This is a genomic window from Cryobacterium roopkundense (genome assembly GCF_014200405.1).
GTDB classification, from domain to species: Bacteria; Actinomycetota; Actinomycetes; order Actinomycetales; family Microbacteriaceae; genus Cryobacterium; species Cryobacterium roopkundense.
Window position 1 is genome coordinate 1,036,475 of sequence record NZ_JACHBQ010000001.1, and the last position, 17,867, is coordinate 1,054,341.

14 protein-coding genes are annotated in these 17,867 nt (G+C 61.8%); 11 read left to right on the forward strand and 3 right to left on the reverse strand.

The window, feature by feature from the left end; translation table 11 throughout:
- Positions 1-177 precede the first annotated feature (177 nt).
- Positions 178-1,577, reverse strand: a protein-coding gene (locus BJ997_RS04880) for an IS3 family transposase (protein WP_183323757.1) whose coding sequence is annotated in 2 segments (ribosomal slippage) — positions 178-1,256 and positions 1,256-1,577 — 1,401 coding nt in all. Because the reading frame shifts where the segments join, the coding sequence is not laid out codon by codon here.
- 835 nt (positions 1,578-2,412) lie between these two features.
- Here BJ997_RS04880 and istA point away from each other — a divergent pair.
- The 8 genes from istA (at position 2,413) to BJ997_RS04920 (ending at position 10,153) form a co-directional block, all read left to right on the forward strand.
- Positions 2,413-3,966, forward strand: a complete 1,554-nt coding sequence (istA, locus tag BJ997_RS04885) for an IS21 family transposase (protein WP_183323206.1) — start codon at positions 2,413-2,415, stop codon at positions 3,964-3,966.
- Complete coding sequence (locus BJ997_RS04890; RefSeq protein ID WP_035840942.1) at positions 3,963-4,712, forward strand: ATP-binding protein; 750 nt, start codon at positions 3,963-3,965, stop codon at positions 4,710-4,712. The genes istA and BJ997_RS04890 overlap by 4 nt, the downstream gene beginning before the upstream one ends.
- A 294-nt stretch (positions 4,713-5,006) precedes the next feature.
- Entirely contained in the window at positions 5,007-5,453 is a 447-nt protein-coding gene (locus BJ997_RS04895; protein ID WP_084141798.1) for an SRPBCC family protein, read from the forward strand.
- A 1,155-nt stretch (positions 5,454-6,608) separates the two neighbouring features.
- On the forward strand, positions 6,609-7,217 hold the full coding sequence (locus BJ997_RS04900) for a sporulation delaying protein family toxin (protein WP_035840441.1): 609 nt from the start codon (positions 6,609-6,611) through the stop codon (positions 7,215-7,217).
- Positions 7,218-7,222: 5 nt separating this feature from the next.
- Entirely contained in the window at positions 7,223-7,861 is a 639-nt protein-coding gene (locus tag BJ997_RS22040) for an SdpA family antimicrobial peptide system protein (protein ID WP_035840444.1), read from the forward strand.
- Positions 7,855-8,799 (forward strand): sporulation-delaying protein SdpB family protein, encoded by a 945-nt coding sequence (locus tag BJ997_RS04910; protein WP_052542775.1) that lies wholly within the window; start codon positions 7,855-7,857, stop codon positions 8,797-8,799. The genes BJ997_RS22040 and BJ997_RS04910 overlap by 7 nt, the downstream gene beginning before the upstream one ends.
- A gap of 53 nt (positions 8,800-8,852) precedes the next feature.
- Positions 8,853-9,179 (forward strand): GntR family transcriptional regulator, encoded by a 327-nt coding sequence (locus BJ997_RS04915; protein ID WP_236629164.1) that lies wholly within the window; start codon positions 8,853-8,855, stop codon positions 9,177-9,179.
- A 2-nt stretch (positions 9,180-9,181) separates the two neighbouring features.
- The gene (locus BJ997_RS04920; protein WP_035840467.1) at positions 9,182-10,153 is read left to right on the forward strand and encodes a hypothetical protein; all 972 of its coding nucleotides are present in this window, start codon (positions 9,182-9,184) and stop codon (positions 10,151-10,153) included.
- A 52-nt stretch (positions 10,154-10,205) separates the two neighbouring features.
- Here the strand turns inward: BJ997_RS04920 and BJ997_RS22045 are convergent, their stop codons facing one another.
- Together BJ997_RS22045 and BJ997_RS04930 are read right to left on the reverse strand one after the other, a co-directional pair.
- Positions 10,206-10,421 (reverse strand): DUF4913 domain-containing protein, encoded by a 216-nt coding sequence (locus BJ997_RS22045; protein ID WP_160175927.1) that lies wholly within the window; start codon positions 10,419-10,421, stop codon positions 10,206-10,208.
- Between the two features lie 796 nt (positions 10,422-11,217).
- A complete protein-coding gene (locus BJ997_RS04930; RefSeq protein WP_035839318.1) occupies positions 11,218-12,447 on the reverse strand; it encodes an ROK family transcriptional regulator in 1,230 nt (409 codons plus the stop codon).
- Between the two features lie 136 nt (positions 12,448-12,583).
- Here BJ997_RS04930 and BJ997_RS04935 point away from each other — a divergent pair, with 136 nt between their 5' ends.
- The 3 genes from BJ997_RS04935 to BJ997_RS04945 all read left to right on the forward strand — a co-directional run bounded on the left by BJ997_RS04935 (position 12,584) and on the right by BJ997_RS04945 (position 17,749).
- Positions 12,584-13,447, forward strand: coding sequence for a LacI family DNA-binding transcriptional regulator (locus BJ997_RS04935; RefSeq protein WP_084141653.1), 864 nt, complete (start codon positions 12,584-12,586; stop codon positions 13,445-13,447).
- 100 nt (positions 13,448-13,547) lie between these two features.
- On the forward strand, positions 13,548-16,337 hold the full coding sequence (locus tag BJ997_RS04940) for a carbohydrate binding domain-containing protein (RefSeq protein ID WP_183323269.1): 2,790 nt from the start codon (positions 13,548-13,550) through the stop codon (positions 16,335-16,337).
- A gap of 104 nt (positions 16,338-16,441) precedes the next feature.
- Complete coding sequence (locus BJ997_RS04945; protein ID WP_052542618.1) at positions 16,442-17,749, forward strand: ABC transporter substrate-binding protein; 1,308 nt, start codon at positions 16,442-16,444, stop codon at positions 17,747-17,749.
- Positions 17,750-17,867 lie beyond the last annotated feature (118 nt).

Below are 17,867 nucleotides of genomic sequence, written 5' to 3' on the forward strand. Positions count from 1 at the left end.
GGCTGGGCGCCGTGCCACACACATGGGCGGTCGAGCGGCTCAAGCGCGGCTTTGAACTCAAGAAACGCCCTGTTCTTTCAACCGACGGCAACGTGACTGCCTTCAGGGACGGACAAGTCACGCTTCGAGTGCACCGACGCATCGGAATTTGTCAAGGTGGATGAGGCCAGTGGGAGTTTAGGCGGCTAGTTCGAGCCCTTCATTCTCGATAGGTTTGGGGGCTGGTTTATTGATCCATGCCGTCTTGGGAATGGACAGGATCTGCGGCGCCTTGTTGGTGCTGAATCGCTCTGGGAAGCGTGCGCGTGCCGCGTCCAGCGTCGCTGCCCGTTCGATGGCCTTCGCCTCGGCGAGGCCGTAATGAACGTCTGCTGGCGTGTTGAGGCCGATCCCGGAGTGGCGATGCTCGTGGTTGTAGCCGTCGACGAACGAGGCCATGAACGTCTTCGCGTCGGCAAGGGAGCCGAAGCGTTCGGGGAACGTCGGAGCGAACTTCAGGGTCTTGAACCAGGCCTCGCTGTAGGGATTATCGTTACTCACCCGAGGCCTCGAGTGCGATTTGGTGACCTCCAAGTCAGACAACAGCGCCGCGACGGTCTTGGATGTCATCGACGTGCCGCGGTCGGCGTGAACGACCTGAGGGACGCCGTGAATGCCGAAGATCTCCTTCATCATCTCCACCGCCAGCTCGCCGGATTCCGACGCGTGAACATAGGCGCCGACGATGTAGCGGGAGTAAATATCGATCATCACGTAAGCATCGAAGTACTTGCCCTTGATCGGGCCGGCGAGTTTCGTAATATCCCAGCTGAGTACCTGGCCGGGTCCCGTCGCCGTCAGTTCCGGGATCGCCCGGGCAGGATGGCGCGCCTGGCGGCGGCGGTCCTTGACCTGCTGATTCTCGTTCAACACCCGATACATCGTTGATATGGAGCACAAGTACGTGTCCGCGTCGAGCAGTTGGGCGTAGATCTGGATCGGTGGCAGGTCAACGAACGGCTGTGAATTGACGACGTCAAGGATCTCGCGGCGGCCGGTGTCGCCGATCTTGTTCGCCGGAATCAGCGCCGGCCGGGCCACGGGAATGCGTCGTTTCCTTGTGGCTGTCGCTCGAGGGATCCCGACCAGGTCGGCCGCGACGCGAGTCGAGATCCCTCGACTGGCCAGTTCGCGGTACGCGGTCATTACGGCAACGCGCACGGTGTTTCGTCCCGCGAGCTCTTCGAAAGACTTTCGAGTAGCTCGTGCATTTTTGACATGATCTCCAACGCCACCCCCGTCGTTTCCAACCGCTGCTCGGTCTTGCTCAACTGGCGGCGCAGCCGGGCGATTTCAGCCTGCTCCGGAGTTAACCGGCCAATCTTCTCGCCGGGCTTCTTCCCCGCGAGGACGCCCGCGTCGCGCAGTTTTCGCCATTCCGTGATCTGCGAGGAGTAGAGCCCTTCGGTGCGCAGATAAGTGCCGCCCTCGTTGTTCTTGATGGCCGTGTCATACGCGGCGAGGTAGGCAAGCTTCTGCGCTGGGGTGAATGACCTTCTCGAGGTCGGGCCACCAGCTCGGGGTCCGGGACTACTCATATGACTATCGTCGCGCACTGCGCTCAAAGACGGACTGGACATGGTGATGATTCCTGATTCTCGCCCTACGTCAAACGGCGGACTTGCTCTGAGGTACTGGCCTCACCCAACCCTGACACGTAGGGAGCCCGTACCGTCGCACGAAGCCTACGCTCGCTTCTCAAGCAGTGACGGTAGTGAGACTTGGAAGACTTTGTACCAGGCGACTGGGCCAAACTTGAACTGCCTCTTGCCAGCGATCTGCGCATCGGAGAACATCAACAAGTCTGTGTCGGGATAGCAGATTTATGGAGGCCGGAAGTAGACATCTAATGCACACAGAGCGCCGCTGGATCGCCACATGTTTAATTGTGGGTTTCGCTGGCTGCATTCCGGTTTTTATTGCTGGGATTTTCGGAAGCTTTCAGATCTTCGGGTCTGCGGTTGCATCCGTTGTCGCTCTTGTTCTAATTCCCGCCCTGGTTACAGCTCCGCGCCTTGCTTTGATCCAAGGAGATCCAGAGCAAGGCGCGGATGCCCCAATAAGCGGCTCGTTTCCGTCGTCGGTGCTGTGCGCAGCCCTCATCGCGGGATGGGGCCTCGTGTTAGATGTAGTAGTTCCCGCGCAGTATTGGGTTGACGGAGTTGGCCTTCTGGTCGGGGGATCAGTGCTCGTTTTTTCTACATACGTAGTAAAGTGAATATTGGCTTCCGAGGGAGCCGGGGGTGGTGCCTGTGAAGGCCGCTGTACCAAACCATGAATCGTGTCGTTCAGAGCCACAGTTGGTGTTGTTGAGAGCCACCTGAAAAGCTCCTTCCATCACGTGAGGGCCACGTGGTGGAAGGAGTACCGGTAATGGTACGGAAGATCAAGGCGAAACTCGTCTTGCAGTTACGCAACCAAGGCTTGTCGGGCAGAGCGATCGCGTCGGCGCAGGGCATCGCCCGCAATAGCGTCCAGACCGTGCTCGAGACGGCGGACAGGCTCGGCCTCGGCTGGGACGACGTCGAGGAGATGCCGGAGGCCGAGGTCTATACGGTGTTGTTTCCCGGCCGTGGAGTGCACGAGTCCGTGTTCGCGCAGCCGGATTGGGGGCGGGTGCACACCGAACTAGCCCGGGTCGGGGTGACGTTGAAGCTGCTGCACCAAGAGTACGTCGACACATCGGGTCAGGCGCAGGCGGTGATGAGCTATGACCGGTTCTGTCGGCTCTATGGCGACTTCGCTGCCGTCTCGGGCGCGACGTCGCGCGTGGGTCACAAGGCCGGCCGCAGCATCGAGGTTGACTGGTCTGGGCCCACGATGCAGCTGCTGGACCCGACGACGGGCGAGATCTCAAAGGTGTATTTGTTCGTCGCGTGCCTGCCGTTCAGCCGATACGCCTTCGTGGAGGCCACGTTGGATATGCGGCAGGAGTCGTGGCTGCGCGCCCACGTGGCGATGTTTTCCTTCTTCGGCGGCAGCGTCCCGCGCCTGGTCCCCGACAACCTGAAGACTGGGGTGATCTCTCACCCTCGAGAGGGAGAGGTCGTTCTCAACGACGCCTACCGTGAGATGGCTGCGCACTACTCTGCCGCGGTGCTGCCGGGCCGCGTCCGGGCACCTAAGGACAAGGCGAGCGTTGAGAACACAGTTTCGCATGTCGCGACCTGGGTCATCGCTAGCCTCAGGCAGGAGCAGTTCACATCCCTGCCCGAGCTGCGGGTCCGGATCTACGAGCAAATCGATGCTTACAACCGCCAGCCGTTCCAGAAACGGGACGGGTCCCGGTTGAGTGTCTTCACCGCCGAGGAGAAGCCGTTGATGCAACCGTTACCGGCGGCCCCGTTCGAGATCAGCACGTGGACCTACAAGCGCAAAGTGAACAAGAACGCTCACGTGGTCTGGGCGAGGAACTTCTACTCCGTTCCGTTCCGCCACATCGGCGCTCAGGTCGACCTTCGCGTCACGGACACGATGCTGGAGGTCTATCGCAACGACGAACGCTTGACCAGTCACCTGCTGCTGCCAGCAAGCACGACGAACCAGCATCAGACAAACGACGCGGACCTGCCCGAGGGCCGCAGCTTTCAGGCCTGGGATCGGACCCGGATCGACGAGTGGGCGGCCCGGATGGGACCTGCCACGGTCACAGTGATCGGGAAGATCTTTGAAGCTGCGTCGATCGAGGAGGCCGGTTACGACCCGGCGTTGGCAGTGTTGCGGCTGTCACGCCGGTTCTCGCCGACTCGGGTCGAGGCCGCCTGCGCACTGGCCTTGCGAGGTCCGATCCGCTCGCCGAGGTATGCGCACCTTCGGCCGATCCTCGACACCGGACAAGACAAAACTGGCCACGTCCCTGACAAGCCGGAACCCGATGACGGTGGCTACGTCCGCGGCAGCGCCTACTACGCCGGAGGCACCCGATGAGTCCGCTGGACACAGAGACCAAGCGCAAGCTGCGGGAGATGAATGCTGGCGAGTTGCTCGCGGCGATCGACACCCAAGACGAGACGCTGAGCATCAGTTTGTCGTTTGAAGAGCGGGTCCGGTTGGTCGTCGATGACGCCTACTCCGCCTTCACGCACTCGAAGGTCGCCGGGCTGATCCGGCGGGCGGGGTTGCGTTATCCCAACGCGGATCTCCGCCGCATCGACCTGCTCGACGAGCGGGGCTTGAACCGGCAGCTGCTGGCCCAGCTCGGGACGTGTTCGTTCGTTGCCCGGCAGCAGAACGTTGTGTTTCAGGGGTTCACCGGATCGGGGAAGTCGTATTTGGGCTGCGCGATCGCCAAACGCGCTTGCGAGCATCGCATCCGCGCTCATTACGTCCGCATGCCCGACCTCGAGGAAGCCTGGGTGGCCGCCCAAGACACCACCGGCGGCAGCGGGAAGTTCTTGCGCAAATATGCTTCCTTCACCCTGCTCGTCATTGATGAATGGTTGCTTGACCGCCCGACGGAATCGATGCGCGGCATGCTGCTTGAGCTGATGGAACGTCGCTATGGCGAGAGCTCGACGGTGTTCTGCACCCAGTATCAGCAGAAGGACTGGCACCAGCGACTCGGCTCCGGGGTTCACGCCGACGCGATCATGGACCGCATCATCCACAACACTGTCTGGGTCGAGACCGGCACCTACAACATGAGAGAGCAAGCGGCCCTCACCAGCGCCTAACGAACCGGCGAAGAGAGCCAGTGGCTCCCAGCCGGACCACCACTGGCTCTCTTCCGCACGAACGGTGGCTCTGAACCGCACGATCGGGTGGCTCTCAAGGCATCAAATACTCAGTAAAGCAAGGCTTCACCAAGCCAGGGTCAGCAATCGCGACAATTTTTCTGTTCGTCGTGACAAGCTGCTTATACGTGGGCAGTCTTGCTATAACCAGTCTCTCTGATGGTTGAAGCGGTCGCTTCCCGTTTGAACTCAGCGCCGTAGCGGTTTTTTCGACTGCAACACGAAGGAATCCCCATGACAGTCTCATTTGAAAGCGTGACAACTGCGCGGTGTTCACCTGAGGAAATGTTTGATCGAGCGCGCGACATTGCCGAGCACATTTCTTCTCAAGTTGCTTCAGGCGAGAGAGCGGTCGCTGGTGTAGTTGAGGGTCGCATCGGTCTCGGCGAGAGCGTTACCTGGCGGGCAAGACATTTTGGGCTCGCGTTTTCTCTCACCAGCAAGGTAACGTCTTTCAGCCCGGGTCGTTACTTTGTAGATGAACAGACCCAAGGTCCATTTAGGAAATTCCGTCATGAACATTGGTTTGAGCCGGACGGGGAGGGTGTCATTATGATTGATCGAGTCACTTTCTCAGCACCCTTCGGAGTCTTCGGACGTATGGCTGAACGTCTAGTTTTGGCAAAGTACCTGCGCCGCCTAATCGAGGAGCGTGGGAGGTTTTTGTCAGGGCTTTGCTGATCAATTCCGGCTTTCTGGCGGCTGTCCCGTCAGACGCAATTCCATACAAACGCCGAGCGCATGCATTGCGGAATGGTACATTTTCTCGTTCCAGCGAAGTCAGTTGCCAGTGAAGGTCGGATTCGGCTCATGGTCACGTCCCGCTGTGTGATTCGTCGCCGCCGCGCCAAGCAATTGTGGGATGCCTACCGTTTACCTACCTATATCAATCGGGAATGACCAAGAACGTCCGGATATGATCGGGGGGTAGTGAACTGTTCGGTTTGCTGCAAAGACATGGGAACCCTTGAGGTTCCGAGACATTCGGTGACGACCACAACTGCTCTGGTTTGGCAGGGGGCCGCAGGTTCGAATCCTGTCAGCCCGACGGAAGTGAAAAAGCCCTGGTGAGAGATCGTTTCTCACCGGGGCTTGTCTGTGCCCAAAAAGGCGTGTGGGTTCTATGGTGGGAAAACCAACCGGCACCAACCTGGGCCAACCAAGATGTCGGCAATGCGCAGCGAGAAGATCATTTGTCCCGCAAACGTCTGGGGGAGTGGGCGCTGTTTGGTGCCCGGTGTGACTTCGGGAGTGGAATCCCTCGCCTGGACCGAGAAGTAGCCGCCCGCGGGACGGACTTGGGGCTGCACTCGGTGATCGCGTACCTGGGCCGGAGACCGGCCGACATACCGTCTCTTATCGGGCGCCCAATCAGCCGGGGTCGGCTCCTCGCCTCTGTTGATGCCAACTGAAAATGGGGGCATTTCTGCCAGGTGTTTTTGGCCCTGACTTCAGTTGGCGTTAACAGGCCCAATAAGTATCCAAGCCGCCAACAAAACGGCGGCATGAAACCCGGGACGGTTCAATATGCGAGGAAAACTATACCGGTGGAATGTTCATCTGATCGGCCATTAATCGTTGACCGCTGCGCTAAAACTCTCTAGTGTGAAGCGCAAGGGCACTCGCGAGTCGTGCAGTTTCCCCACCATTTGCGCAATCGGGGGACAGCGAAATGACTAGCGATACGGGAGTTCGGGGAGGGAATGGCGCTTTTGTGCGCCGATCAGGTGGTGCTTGACAGCGCCACACGGACCCACGACATCGCCTATCTATATACGAAATCGAAGACGACAACACAGGGGTGGTTCAGAGATGAGCAAAATAGGCAGGGTAATCATGGGGATTTCAGTCAGCGCAACTCTCGTGCTGGCAGGAACTCTCACGAGCACGGCTGTAGTCGCCGCAGAGCCCGCACCGATCAGTGCTGCACCAGCTGCGGTGATCATGAAGAAAGATGCTCACGCACCGCTAGATGGAGAAACCCTCTTCCGAGCTGTCGTGTTTGGTCAGGGAGCTGCCGCAGAGCGGTTCTCTGATCTGACGAAACCGGTTGAGAAGACCGAAGAGATCAACAGCGAGATAAACCGGGTCGTGGCCGCAATCGACACCGCTGACCCTGCCTACTTCGATAACTTTGCTGATTTGGCGCAGAGCGGTAATGTTCTCAAGGTTGAGGAGGCCTTCCGGATTACAGGCCCCGTTCTGAATAGTGCACTCACCACGCTTGGATATGGCACAGAAGCAAACAAAGACATTGTTTCGCCGCAGTGCATCCAGGTCATCCTCTTCGCTGTCGCCGTTCTGGTTTACGCCGCGGCAGGAATCCTCCAGGTCGCGGCCGTGGCTGTGTCCGTCTGGTACGAACCTAGCGATTCCAGCAGCCGTCTGAGCGCACCTTTGTCGAAAGATAAGTGGATCGCGGCCGCCACAAAAGCTCTCAAGTAACGGACATGAATTCTCGACAGGATTACGCTCCTGCCGAGGAGGTTCGCGCGACGCCGGCGGTGTCCCTGAGCGGCGCTGCCGGCGCACCGCGGTCTCTTGGCATCTTCGCTCTTGCGATCGCAGTGACGTGGGCGGCGTTAGGCGCCTTTGCCTTTCATACCAATCAGCCTGAGAACGTCCTTACTGCCGAGTGGCAGGTTGACGTCAAGGCGACAGTGCAGGCTGTACTACCGGAGCAGTGGGGGTTCTTTACCAGATCGCCTCGTGAGGACGTCTTGGTTCCGTACCGCTTCCATGAACAAGGCGGGTGGACTTCGGCTGCACTTTACCCCCATAGTCAAGTGCAATATATTTTCGGGTGGAACAGAATTTCCCGCGCTCAAGGCGTCGAGGTGGGCCTCATCTACACGGTAATCCCCGAAACGAATTGGATCGCGTGTGAGACGGGGGCGGGCCCAGTGGATTGCTTGGACTCGACCGGCGATAGCTCAAACGTCTGGCAGCCGGTGGAAAATACCTCGCCGTCCCCGACGTTGTGCGGGCAAGGTTCATTGGCAAGATCACGAATCGCTCCGTGGGCGTATTCGAATATCGGACAATCTCAGACGACATATTCGATCGCGTTGGTTGACGTCCTATGCTGATCCGTCTGTCCGAGTGGACGCTGCGGATGATCACGCGCCCGGCCTGGACGCAGAATGTCGGTATTGCACGGACATTCCTGGCTCTTTGTGGTTTGGGAACGCTCGTTTTTTCAAGCGTTGACACACTGATTCGCCCTGCTTCTGGCGTCCCAGAACTTGTGTGCGCAGGTCCGTCGGCTTGGGGCCTGTGGTGTCTCGTTCCGCCCGACACTCATCAGCTGGCACAGATTCTCGCGATCACGATTCTCATCGTCGCGGCATCCGGATGGCGTCCCCGCTTCACGGCTATACCGATGTGGTGGGTGTTGTTCAGCAACCAGTCGTCATTCACCATTGTTGACGGCGGGGATCAGATTGCGGCCGTTCTTGCGCTTCTGTTCATCCCACTTTCTCTCACCGATACGCGCGTCTGGCACTGGACGGCGCCTGACGTAGACGACTCCCTCCGGCGACCCCACGCAGCGGTGATTGCACACACGACTCTCCTGATCCTCAAAATTCAAGTCGCTTTCGTCTATATAAACGCTTGCCTTTCCAAACTCGGGGTTGATGAATGGCTAGACGGGACGGCTGTCTACTACTGGCTCCGCGATCCCATGTTCGGCCCCTCCGGCCCCCTACGGGACCTTACCGATGCGTTGATGGTTCACCCGATCCCGGTCGCGACCGCGAGTTGGGGGACCCTGTTTCTCGAATTCTTTTTGGGGATAGCAATTTTCCTCCCCAGAAGGTTCAAACTACAGATCCTGCCAGTGGGTATCTTCTTTCATCTCGGAATCGCAGTCACAATGGGGCTGTGGAGCTTCGGTTTCGCGATGTGGGCGGCACTTCTCATCGCCTTGTGGCCAGACGGCGCAGCGGTAGCGCAAACCGTAGCCCTTTGGAGGCGAAGAGGAACGCGGCCACGGAGACCGACAGAATTACTACAGACACGCTAGGTATTGATGGATTGTTATAGTATTCTTGCACCATGTTAGTTCGGGTTGACCAGATGTCGCAGCAACCGCTGTCCAAGCAAATAGCAGCGCAACTTCGTGCCGGAGTAACCAGCGGCGACATCGTGGCCGGTGAAAGACTGCCCCCCGCGAGAGAATTTGCGGCGGCTTTGGGTGTAAATATGCACACTGTGGTGCGAGCCTACGCAGCACTCCGTGACGACGGGTTACTGGAGATGCGACAGGGCCGCGGCGCGCGAATAACGGCCACCGCCGGGCAATCAACCGTTCGACTCGCTGAACTTGCTCGAGAGATCGTGGACGTAGCGGACACCGCGGGAATTTCACGAACAGAACTGCTCCGCATTATCGAAAGGATCTGACCATGCCGGTACAGGGTACGAAAAATCAGGGACCGGGCAACCTACCAGCAGGCCTCCTCTCCCTCATCCCCTTCCTCGTTGTTCTCATGTCGTGGCTCATCTGGCGCCAACAACTTCCCGACCAACTCACGACGCAGTGGTCTGGCAGCGAGCCCACCACTGAGCAGCCAACCGTCGTCGTCGTCATCGTGTGCCTCGGTGTGACGCTCGTGGCGGGTCTGATCGCGCTGATATCTGGATTCGCGCCGGTGAACGAATCGGATTCGGCCCGTCCGTTTCTCATCGGTGGCATGATTTCTGGCATCGTAACGGGGGCATGGTTCGTGCTCGCTTCTCTGGGACTTGCGGGCGAGAGCGCGATTGGACGTCCGGTGGGCTGGGGGCTTCTTGCTTTGCTCGCTGCCGGTTTTGGGTTCCTGCCGTTCTTCGTCGCCCACAAGGCGATCACAGACGAAACCGACGACACATACGAGATAAATGCGGCCTCGGTGGGTGCCACTGAGGCGATCGCCTGGAGCGGTCGCACCGTCGCACCCACGTTCATTGTCATTGCAATAGGTGCCATCGGTGGCGCCGCAGCCCTCGCGGGCATTTCGGGTGCCGGAGGATGGGATGGTGCAGCACTGTCGAGCGTTGTAGTCCTGGGCGTACTGGCTGTCTTCTCCGTGATCTTCGCAGCGGTCCGGGTGAGTGTTGACCGGCGCGGAATCCGAGTTGTATCCCTCACCACTGGAATCCCACTCAAGACGATTACTCCAAACCGAGTCGCGCAGGTGCACGTAACTAACGTCAATCCGTTATCGTGGGGAGGCTGGGGCTACCGGCTAATGCCCGGAAAGTCCGCGATCATCATTCGAGGCGGAGAGGGCATATCCGTCACGCTCACGAACGACAAAGAGTTTGTCGTGACGGTAACCGATGCGGACACAGGCGCGGAAGTCCTCGCCGGACTGGTGGGCGCAGGACGGTCGTGACGAGGCCGGAGTGCATTCAGCCCCACCAACCCAGTGACAGATCACAATCGAGCTAGTTCGATAGTTTCCACGTCGCCGGCGGAATATTCACTGGCACGGCGGGTCCGGTTTCTTTAGTGTCGGCGAGGTGTCCGCGGGTGCGGTCGCAGAATCGAAATGGTCCTGCTTGGGGATCGAAGAGGATTGCTGCGTGCCGGTCCCAATGGTTGGTCCACCAGGAGGATAGGTCACGTCCCGCCGGGTGGTGTGATTCGTCCCCACCGCGCAAATCAATGTCGGAATGCCCACCATTTACTTACCTGAATCAACCGTGATCGTCCAAGGACGTCCGGCTATGATCAAAGGTAGTGAACCGCCCGGTTTGCTGCAAAGACGTGGGAATCCTTGAGGTTCCGAGACATTCGGTGACGACCACAACTGCTCCGGTTTGGCAGGGGGTCGCAGGTTCAAATCCTGTCAGCCCGACAAAAAGTCCCGGTAAATCGATAGATTTGCCGGGACTTTTCGGTTGAATTTGACTGTCCCCACCTTTTTGCCCATCTTTTTGACGCGTGTACTTCAGACTCATGTTCTGTTTCGACGAGGACTCCGCGGCCTGAAAGTTAGCACGTATCTCTGATCGAGCTTTTGTTTTAGCTGGTCAGAGCAATTTCTGCAGTTGCGTTCAAACGGATTCGTCGTCATCCGTGGATCTGAATTGAGTCGCCGTGTCGCAGGTTCAAATCCCGTCGGGTCCGAGAAGAAGTCCTGGTGAATAGCAAGATTTGCCGAGGACGTTCGGTTCGATTTGACTGGCCGCGTCCTGTAGGCCATCTTTTGACGTGATTCCGGACGCGCGCGCTTTGGTTTGTCCGCGTTGGTTCTCGCTTTCATTGGTCAGTGCGGAATCCCATTGGTGTGTGCAGGTACGGACGGACCCGGTGGCCTGCCGCCGTGTTGATTGTTGCCTGTCTACAGTCACCTCTTGGGCACGATTGCGAGGAGCCAGTGCGAGCTGACCTCCGGGGGATCACCGCGAGACGTGAACAGGAGCATCCACTCAACGGGACGTGACCAGAGTCAGGCTACGGATTTGGACGAAGCAGTGGGCCGTGCCCGGGGGCGACGGAGCCCTGCAGAATGAGAGCGGATGCTCCGATCGCGGCTGAATCGCGGGGGTTTGTCGAGAGTTCCACTGATATCTGGTGTGCGCGCCGCGAAAAAGCCGATTTGCTAAGGCGGTCGCGCATAGCGCGTGCATAGATAGAGCCCGCAAACGCCATAGCTGGCCCCGTGAGTACTATGTGATCGAGGTCGAGCAGATTGCTGAGGGTCACGGCGGCCGAGGCGACTTGCGCCGCCGAGGTTTCGACTAACGCGCGGGCCGGCTTGAAATCGACCACAGCAGCCCGGCATAGAAGGTCGAAATCGCGCATGATCGAGGTTGCTTCAAAAGTGAGCCCGAGCTCGGCGAACTCCGGGTGAGATCTTTTGGCCGTCTCTAATACGGCACTCGGTGAGGCGTACCGCTCGAGGCATCCATCGTTACCGCAAAAGCAAGGCTCCCCGTCTCGCTCGATCGAAATATGGCCGATCTCCCCGGAGTTTGATCCGGCTCCGCGATACAGCGCGCCGTCAATGACGATTCCCGCACCGATTCCCGAACCCATGTAGATGCTGGCGAAGGTGGTGCTACGGGAGACGCGCCGACTCCAGAATTCTCCGACTGCTGCGGCCGCGGCGTCGTTGTCGACGATTACCGGTACATCGATCTTCGCTTGGAGGACTCCGAGCAAGCCAAACTCGACCCAGCTCGGAAGCATCGGCGGCCCCAACACGAAGCCTTGACGCAAGTTGATCGGTCCCGGAGCGACGACCGCGACTCCTGCGATCGTCTGCGTATCGAGACCTAGACCACGCACAAACCGGTGATAGGCACGAATCATGCGCTGCGTGACGTCCTCGGGTTCGTCGAGCCCCGCCCCGTCGATCTGCTCGCGTCCAGTGACTCCGCCTGTGACGTCGGTAGCGACGAGTGTGATCGACTCGAAGCCAAGCTGGATTCCGATTGCGTACAGCGCGCGAGGGTTGATCTCTAGCAGCACGCGGGGCTTGCCGCCGGTCGACGCTTTCAGCCCGGTCTCGCGCACAATGCCATCCGAAACCAGCTTGCGCACAATCTGGGAAATGGCTGGCTGGGTCAGTCCGGTTGCCGTGGTGAGTTCGACGCGACTAATGGGACCGGATGACCGGATCAGGTCGACGACGACGGCACGGCTGCCGGGAGTTGTTGGTGTTGACTCACGCCGGGCCATGTTGTCCTTTCGCGAAACCTCGCTCGTAGCCTAACGCGGCGGCGATGGCGAGTATCGTTGGCACGTCGCGGTTCTACCGTACGGCCTCAGGGAGTCACAGGTGCGACTCACGAGCAGCACAGCGAGGAGAGCACGCATGGCTGAAAGCCGCTTACGTACCGCGAACATGGTCGGCATGACCTTTGTTCGTGCCACCGAGATCATGGGCGCAGAGCCCTACTTTCATGATTTCGCAGCCGGACTCGAGTCCGTACTTAGACCTCACGGTTATTCCGTTATCACTCTCGTCCTGCCCACGATCGAGGAGGAGATCGCGACCTTCCGGCGCTGGAAGGCGCAGGGTGACGTGGGGGCGATCGTGCTCGTAGACCTCGCGATCGACGACGCCCGCCTGCCCGTTCTGCGCGAACTCGAACTGCCCGTCGTGGTCGTGGGTAACCCCGCGACCGCCGACGAATTTCCGGCCGTGTGGACCAACGACGACGCTGCCATGCGCGACGCCGTCGCGTTTCTGCTGGCCCGCGGGCACCGCTCGCTCGCACACGTCACCGGCCCACACCGCATGGCCCACACCCGCACGCGCATGACCGCCTTCGCCGCCGAGTGCGCGACGGCGGGCGTCAGCGCAGCGTCGATCGCCGGCGACTACTCGCTGGGTTCCGGCGCGCGCGCCACCGCGCAGCTGCTGAACCGCACGGACCGCCCCACGGCGATCATCTTCGACAATGACCTCATGGCCCTCGGCGGGCTTGAGGCAGCAGATGCCGCCGGCGTCGCCGTTCCCGCCGAACTGGCCCTGCTGGCCTGGGACGACTCCGCCCAGTGCCAGCTGTCCACGCCGCCCCTGTCGGCCGTCAGCCACGACGTTCCGGCGATCGGGGCGCTCACGGGGGACACCTTGCTCGCGGTCTTCGCCGGATCCGCGCTCGAAGCGGTCGAGGCACCACCCGTGTCGATCGTGTCACGCGGCACCACCGCAAATCATAAATTATTTATCTAAGTTCTTGACTTCGCGTCGTCGGCACACCAGTGTGGAGGTAGCAGCAGCCGCGGATGCGGCGTCAGTACCTGCCTGAAGGTCGGCAAAGGAGCCACGCCTCGTGAAAGACTCCCTTCCCCCGTCTACCCGCCCCGACCGAGCGAAACGCGTGACGGGAGCGGTCGTCACGACGGCTCTCGCGGCATCCGTTCTTGTGGGCGGCGCCATTCCCACGGCCGCCCTCGCGGCACCGCAGGACTGGACCAGCCTCAACAGTGCCTTCGTCGAACGCGACGGCACCACCCTCACGCTCGACGGCGTGGACTTTCGCATGAGCGGCGCGAACGCCTACTGGCTGGGTCTCGACGAAAACGTGGGTGGCATCGACTACCCCACCTACTTCCGTATCAAAGATGCCCTCGACACCGCCTCGCAGATGGGTGTCACTGCGGTGCGGTCCCACATGATGACCTCGACCGGCCAGAACGACGCCAATCCGCTCGCGATCATGCCCAGCCTCGGCAGCTACAACGACGACGCCTTTGCGACGATCGACTTCGCCATCGCCTACGCGGGCAGCCTGGGCATCCGCCTGCTGCTGCCGCTGACCGACGAGTGGGAGTACTACCACGGCGGTCACCGCGACTTCACGGCGCCGCTCGGCCTCGAATCCGCCGATTTCTACACCGACCCTGCGGCGATCGCCGCTTTCGACGAATACATCGGTGTGATTCTCGATCGCACCAACGCGATCACCGGTGTGCGCTACGTGGACGACCCCACCATTCTGGCCTGGGAACTCGGCAACGAGCTCGAAGGTATGACCGTGGACTGGATCGGCGCCCGCGTTGACCTGATCAAGTCGCTCGCTCCCGCCCAGCTGGTGGCGGCCGGCGGACGGTTCGGGGTGAGCGAGGCCGCACTTCACGCCCCCGACCTCGATATCGTTGACGCGCACTATTACCCGCCGACGGTCGATCGGGTGGCGTCCGACGCCGCCAGCGTGGTCGCCGCAGGCAAGGTGTACGTCGCCGGCGAATACGGTTCACCCGCCGCCACGACCGCGCTACTCTACCCGCTCGCGGCCAACCCCGACGTCACCGGGATGTTCTTCTGGTCGCTGTTCCCGAACAACGACCGCGGCGGCTTTGTGCCGCACGACGACGGCTTCACGGTGCACTATCCCGGCGAAACCGCGCAGTCCCAGGCCGAGGTCGACGCGATCGTCGGCTACGGCGCAGCCCTTTCCGGCGCGGCACCCGCGACCGACCTCGAGCCGGCCCTGGTGACCGCGATCGACCGCGAGAACGGTATCAACCGCGTCGCCTGGCGCGGCACCGCTGGCGCGACTGGCTACACGGTGCAGAGCTCCACCGACGGAACCACCTGGACCGACATCACCGCACCGGTCTCCGCCGCTGCGTCACCGATCACCGACTATACCTCGGCGCCGGGCACGAGCTACCGCGTGCTCGCCCTCGGCGGGCTTGCCGGTTCAGTCTCTGAGCCTGTTACCGCAAGCGGTCAGACCAGCGTGCTCGTCGACCCCTTGCAGAGCTTCCTGCTCACGAGCGATCGCGCATACGTGACCCTCGCGGCTATGCCGATGGGGGCGATCGCCACGGGCACGGCCGGCTCGCCCGCCCAGCTCACCTGGCCGGTCAGCGACCTCACGAGCGCTGAGTTTCTCGTCTCTGACGCCATCGGCATGACGGTGTCGAGCAGCGCAGACGGGAACACCTGGGTCGTCGTCGCCACGAGCATCACCACCCGCAACGGCCACAGCGTGCTGCGCGCCGACGACCTCGTCGGCGAGCACCTGCGCCTTGACTGGGCGAACGGTGCCACGGTCACCCGCGCCACGATCGCCAGTGCACCGGCTGGCGACACTGCGGTCGCCTTGCCCGGCGGCTTTGCCCTCGATACGCCGGCCGACGGCACCACCGGCGTACGCTCCACGCCCACATTCACCTGGGCCGTCGCCGACCAGGCCGCGTTCTACCGGTTCACGCTGTCGCTGAACGCCGACCTCTCCGAGCCGCTGCAGACCCAGACCGGCATCACGGCGACCGAGTTCGCCCCTGGACGCACGCTCGCCCCGGGCACCGCGCACTACTGGAGCGTCGAGGCAGTGAACGGTGCCGGGGCCACCGGGTCGACACCGCCCCTCGCGACGTTCACCACCGCCGACCTGCCCAGCGAACCGCTCGTGGTCGACGACTTCGAGGGCTACCCCACCGATCAGGCGCTGACGGATGCCTACCTCCCCAACAGCGGCGGCGGCGCGGTCACATCGACCCTGGTAGCAAACCCTGGCACCGGCAGCGCCGCGGCCAGCTTCGACTACGACCTCGCCGGCGAGGGCTACGCGGGAATCGTGCGCACCCTTGAGACCCCCCAGGACTGGTGGGGCTACTCCGGGCTCAGCTTCTGGGTTGACGCCGACACCGGCCATACCCTCTCGGTGCAGTTCGCCGCCAGCGGCTCGTTCTGGGAGACCGACGTGGTGCTCACCACCGATGGCTGGCAGCAGGTCGAGGTCGACTTCACCGACTTCGCCACGCCACCCTGGGCCGGGCAGGCGACCCTGAACCTATCGTCGGTCACCGAACACGCCTTCTACCTCGGCGGTTCCGGCTCCGGAACCCTCCTGATCGATGACTTGAGCACCGTTTTAGCGGATGTCCCGACCGCCGTCGATCCGACCCCGACGCCGGTCATCACCCCGGCCCTGCCCGACGCCGGTGACCCGGCCGTCTCCGCCGATGGCGGCACTGCGTCCACCGCGGGAACGGGGACGGCTGGCGGGCTCGCCCTAACCGGCACCACCGGTGTCAGGCCGCTCACACTCGCCGCGATTGTGCTGCTGGTGCTCGGCGCGGCACTGCGAACCAGACGGAGAACCGTCTGACGGCCCGGCCCTTCCACACCGCCCCGCCCTTCCACACACCGCACCTCCCGCAGCAGCACTCGTCCGCAGGGCGAGCCCGCGTCACCGTCGACCAAGGAGTTCCCATGAAACCCAGAACGTCCCGCAAACTGTCCACCGTCATTGCCCTCGCGGCGGCGTCCACCCTCGTGTTCACCGGCTGCTCGAGCGCCTCCGGAGGCAACGACACCGGTGAACCGTCCGGTGAGATCACGGTGCTTACCAACCGTACCGACATCGTCGACACTGTGTTCCAGGACTATGTCGCACAGTTCCAGGAGACCTACCCCGACGTCACTGTGACGTTCGAGGCGATCACCGACTACGAGGGGGACACCCGCATCCGCTTGAACAGCAGCGACTACGGGGACGTGCTGCTGATCCCTAGCTCCAACCTCGGCAAGGACCAGTTCTCCCAGTTCTTTGAGCCGCTCGGCACCTCCGACGAGATGACCGAGAAGTATCGCTTCATCAACGAGGGCAGCTACGAGGGCAATGTCTACGGCCTGTCGACCTTCGGATCCGCCATGGGCTACGTCTTCAACCGTGACGTCTGGGCTGAGGCCGGCATCACTACGCCGCCGGAGACCGAAGCCGAGTACCTCGACGCGCTCGAGGCGGTCAAGGCGACCGGATCCACCCCCACCTACACGAACTACCAGGACGGCTGGCCGCTCGCCTCCCTCGTAGGCAACATGGGCAGCATCACCGGCCCGGCCGCCCGCATCGACATGGCGCAGACCGACTCGCCGTGGACCGCCGGCACCGACATCTACGCCATCGACAGCCTGCTGTATGACACCGTCGCCGCTGGACTAAGCGAAGCCGACCCGGTCACCACCAACTGGGAAGAGTCCAAGAACCTCCTCGCCAGCGGTGAAGTCGGCTCGATGATCCTCGGCTCCTGGGCTATCGCGCAGATGCAGGACGCCGCGGAGCAGGCGGGCAAGCCGCGCGACACCATCGGCTTCTGGCCGATGCCGTGGCAGACCGACGGAGCATTTACCTCGGTTACCGCCTCCGACAAGTTGCTCGCCGTGAGCGCCAACTCCGACAACAAGAACGCCGCACAGGCCTGGGTGACCTGGTTCATCGACGAGTCCGGATTCGCCGCCAGCCAGGGCGCCATCAGCCCGGTGATCAGCGACCCGACCCCCGACACCCTCGCCGACTTCGCCGACCTCGGCGTGCAATACCTCGAGCTGGACGCCGACCCGGCCGGAGACGAGAGCCTGCTGCAGGACATCGCCAACGAGAGCGAGATCACCGTGCTCGGCGAGGCGTACCGCCAGCAGCTCATCGACGTGGCCCGCGGCGCGCAGACCGGAAGCAAAGAGGCCTTCTTCGCCGACCTCAATGAACGCTGGGCCGAGGCCCGCGCCACGATCGGCTAACCGCAGCCTCAGCCGCAGCCGGGGAGCGGATGCCGTCGGCAACCGTTCCCCAACCGGGTCGCTGCCCGCCCCGTTCGCGAACTGCCCGAACCGCCCCTGTTCTGCCGGCCTGCCCTAC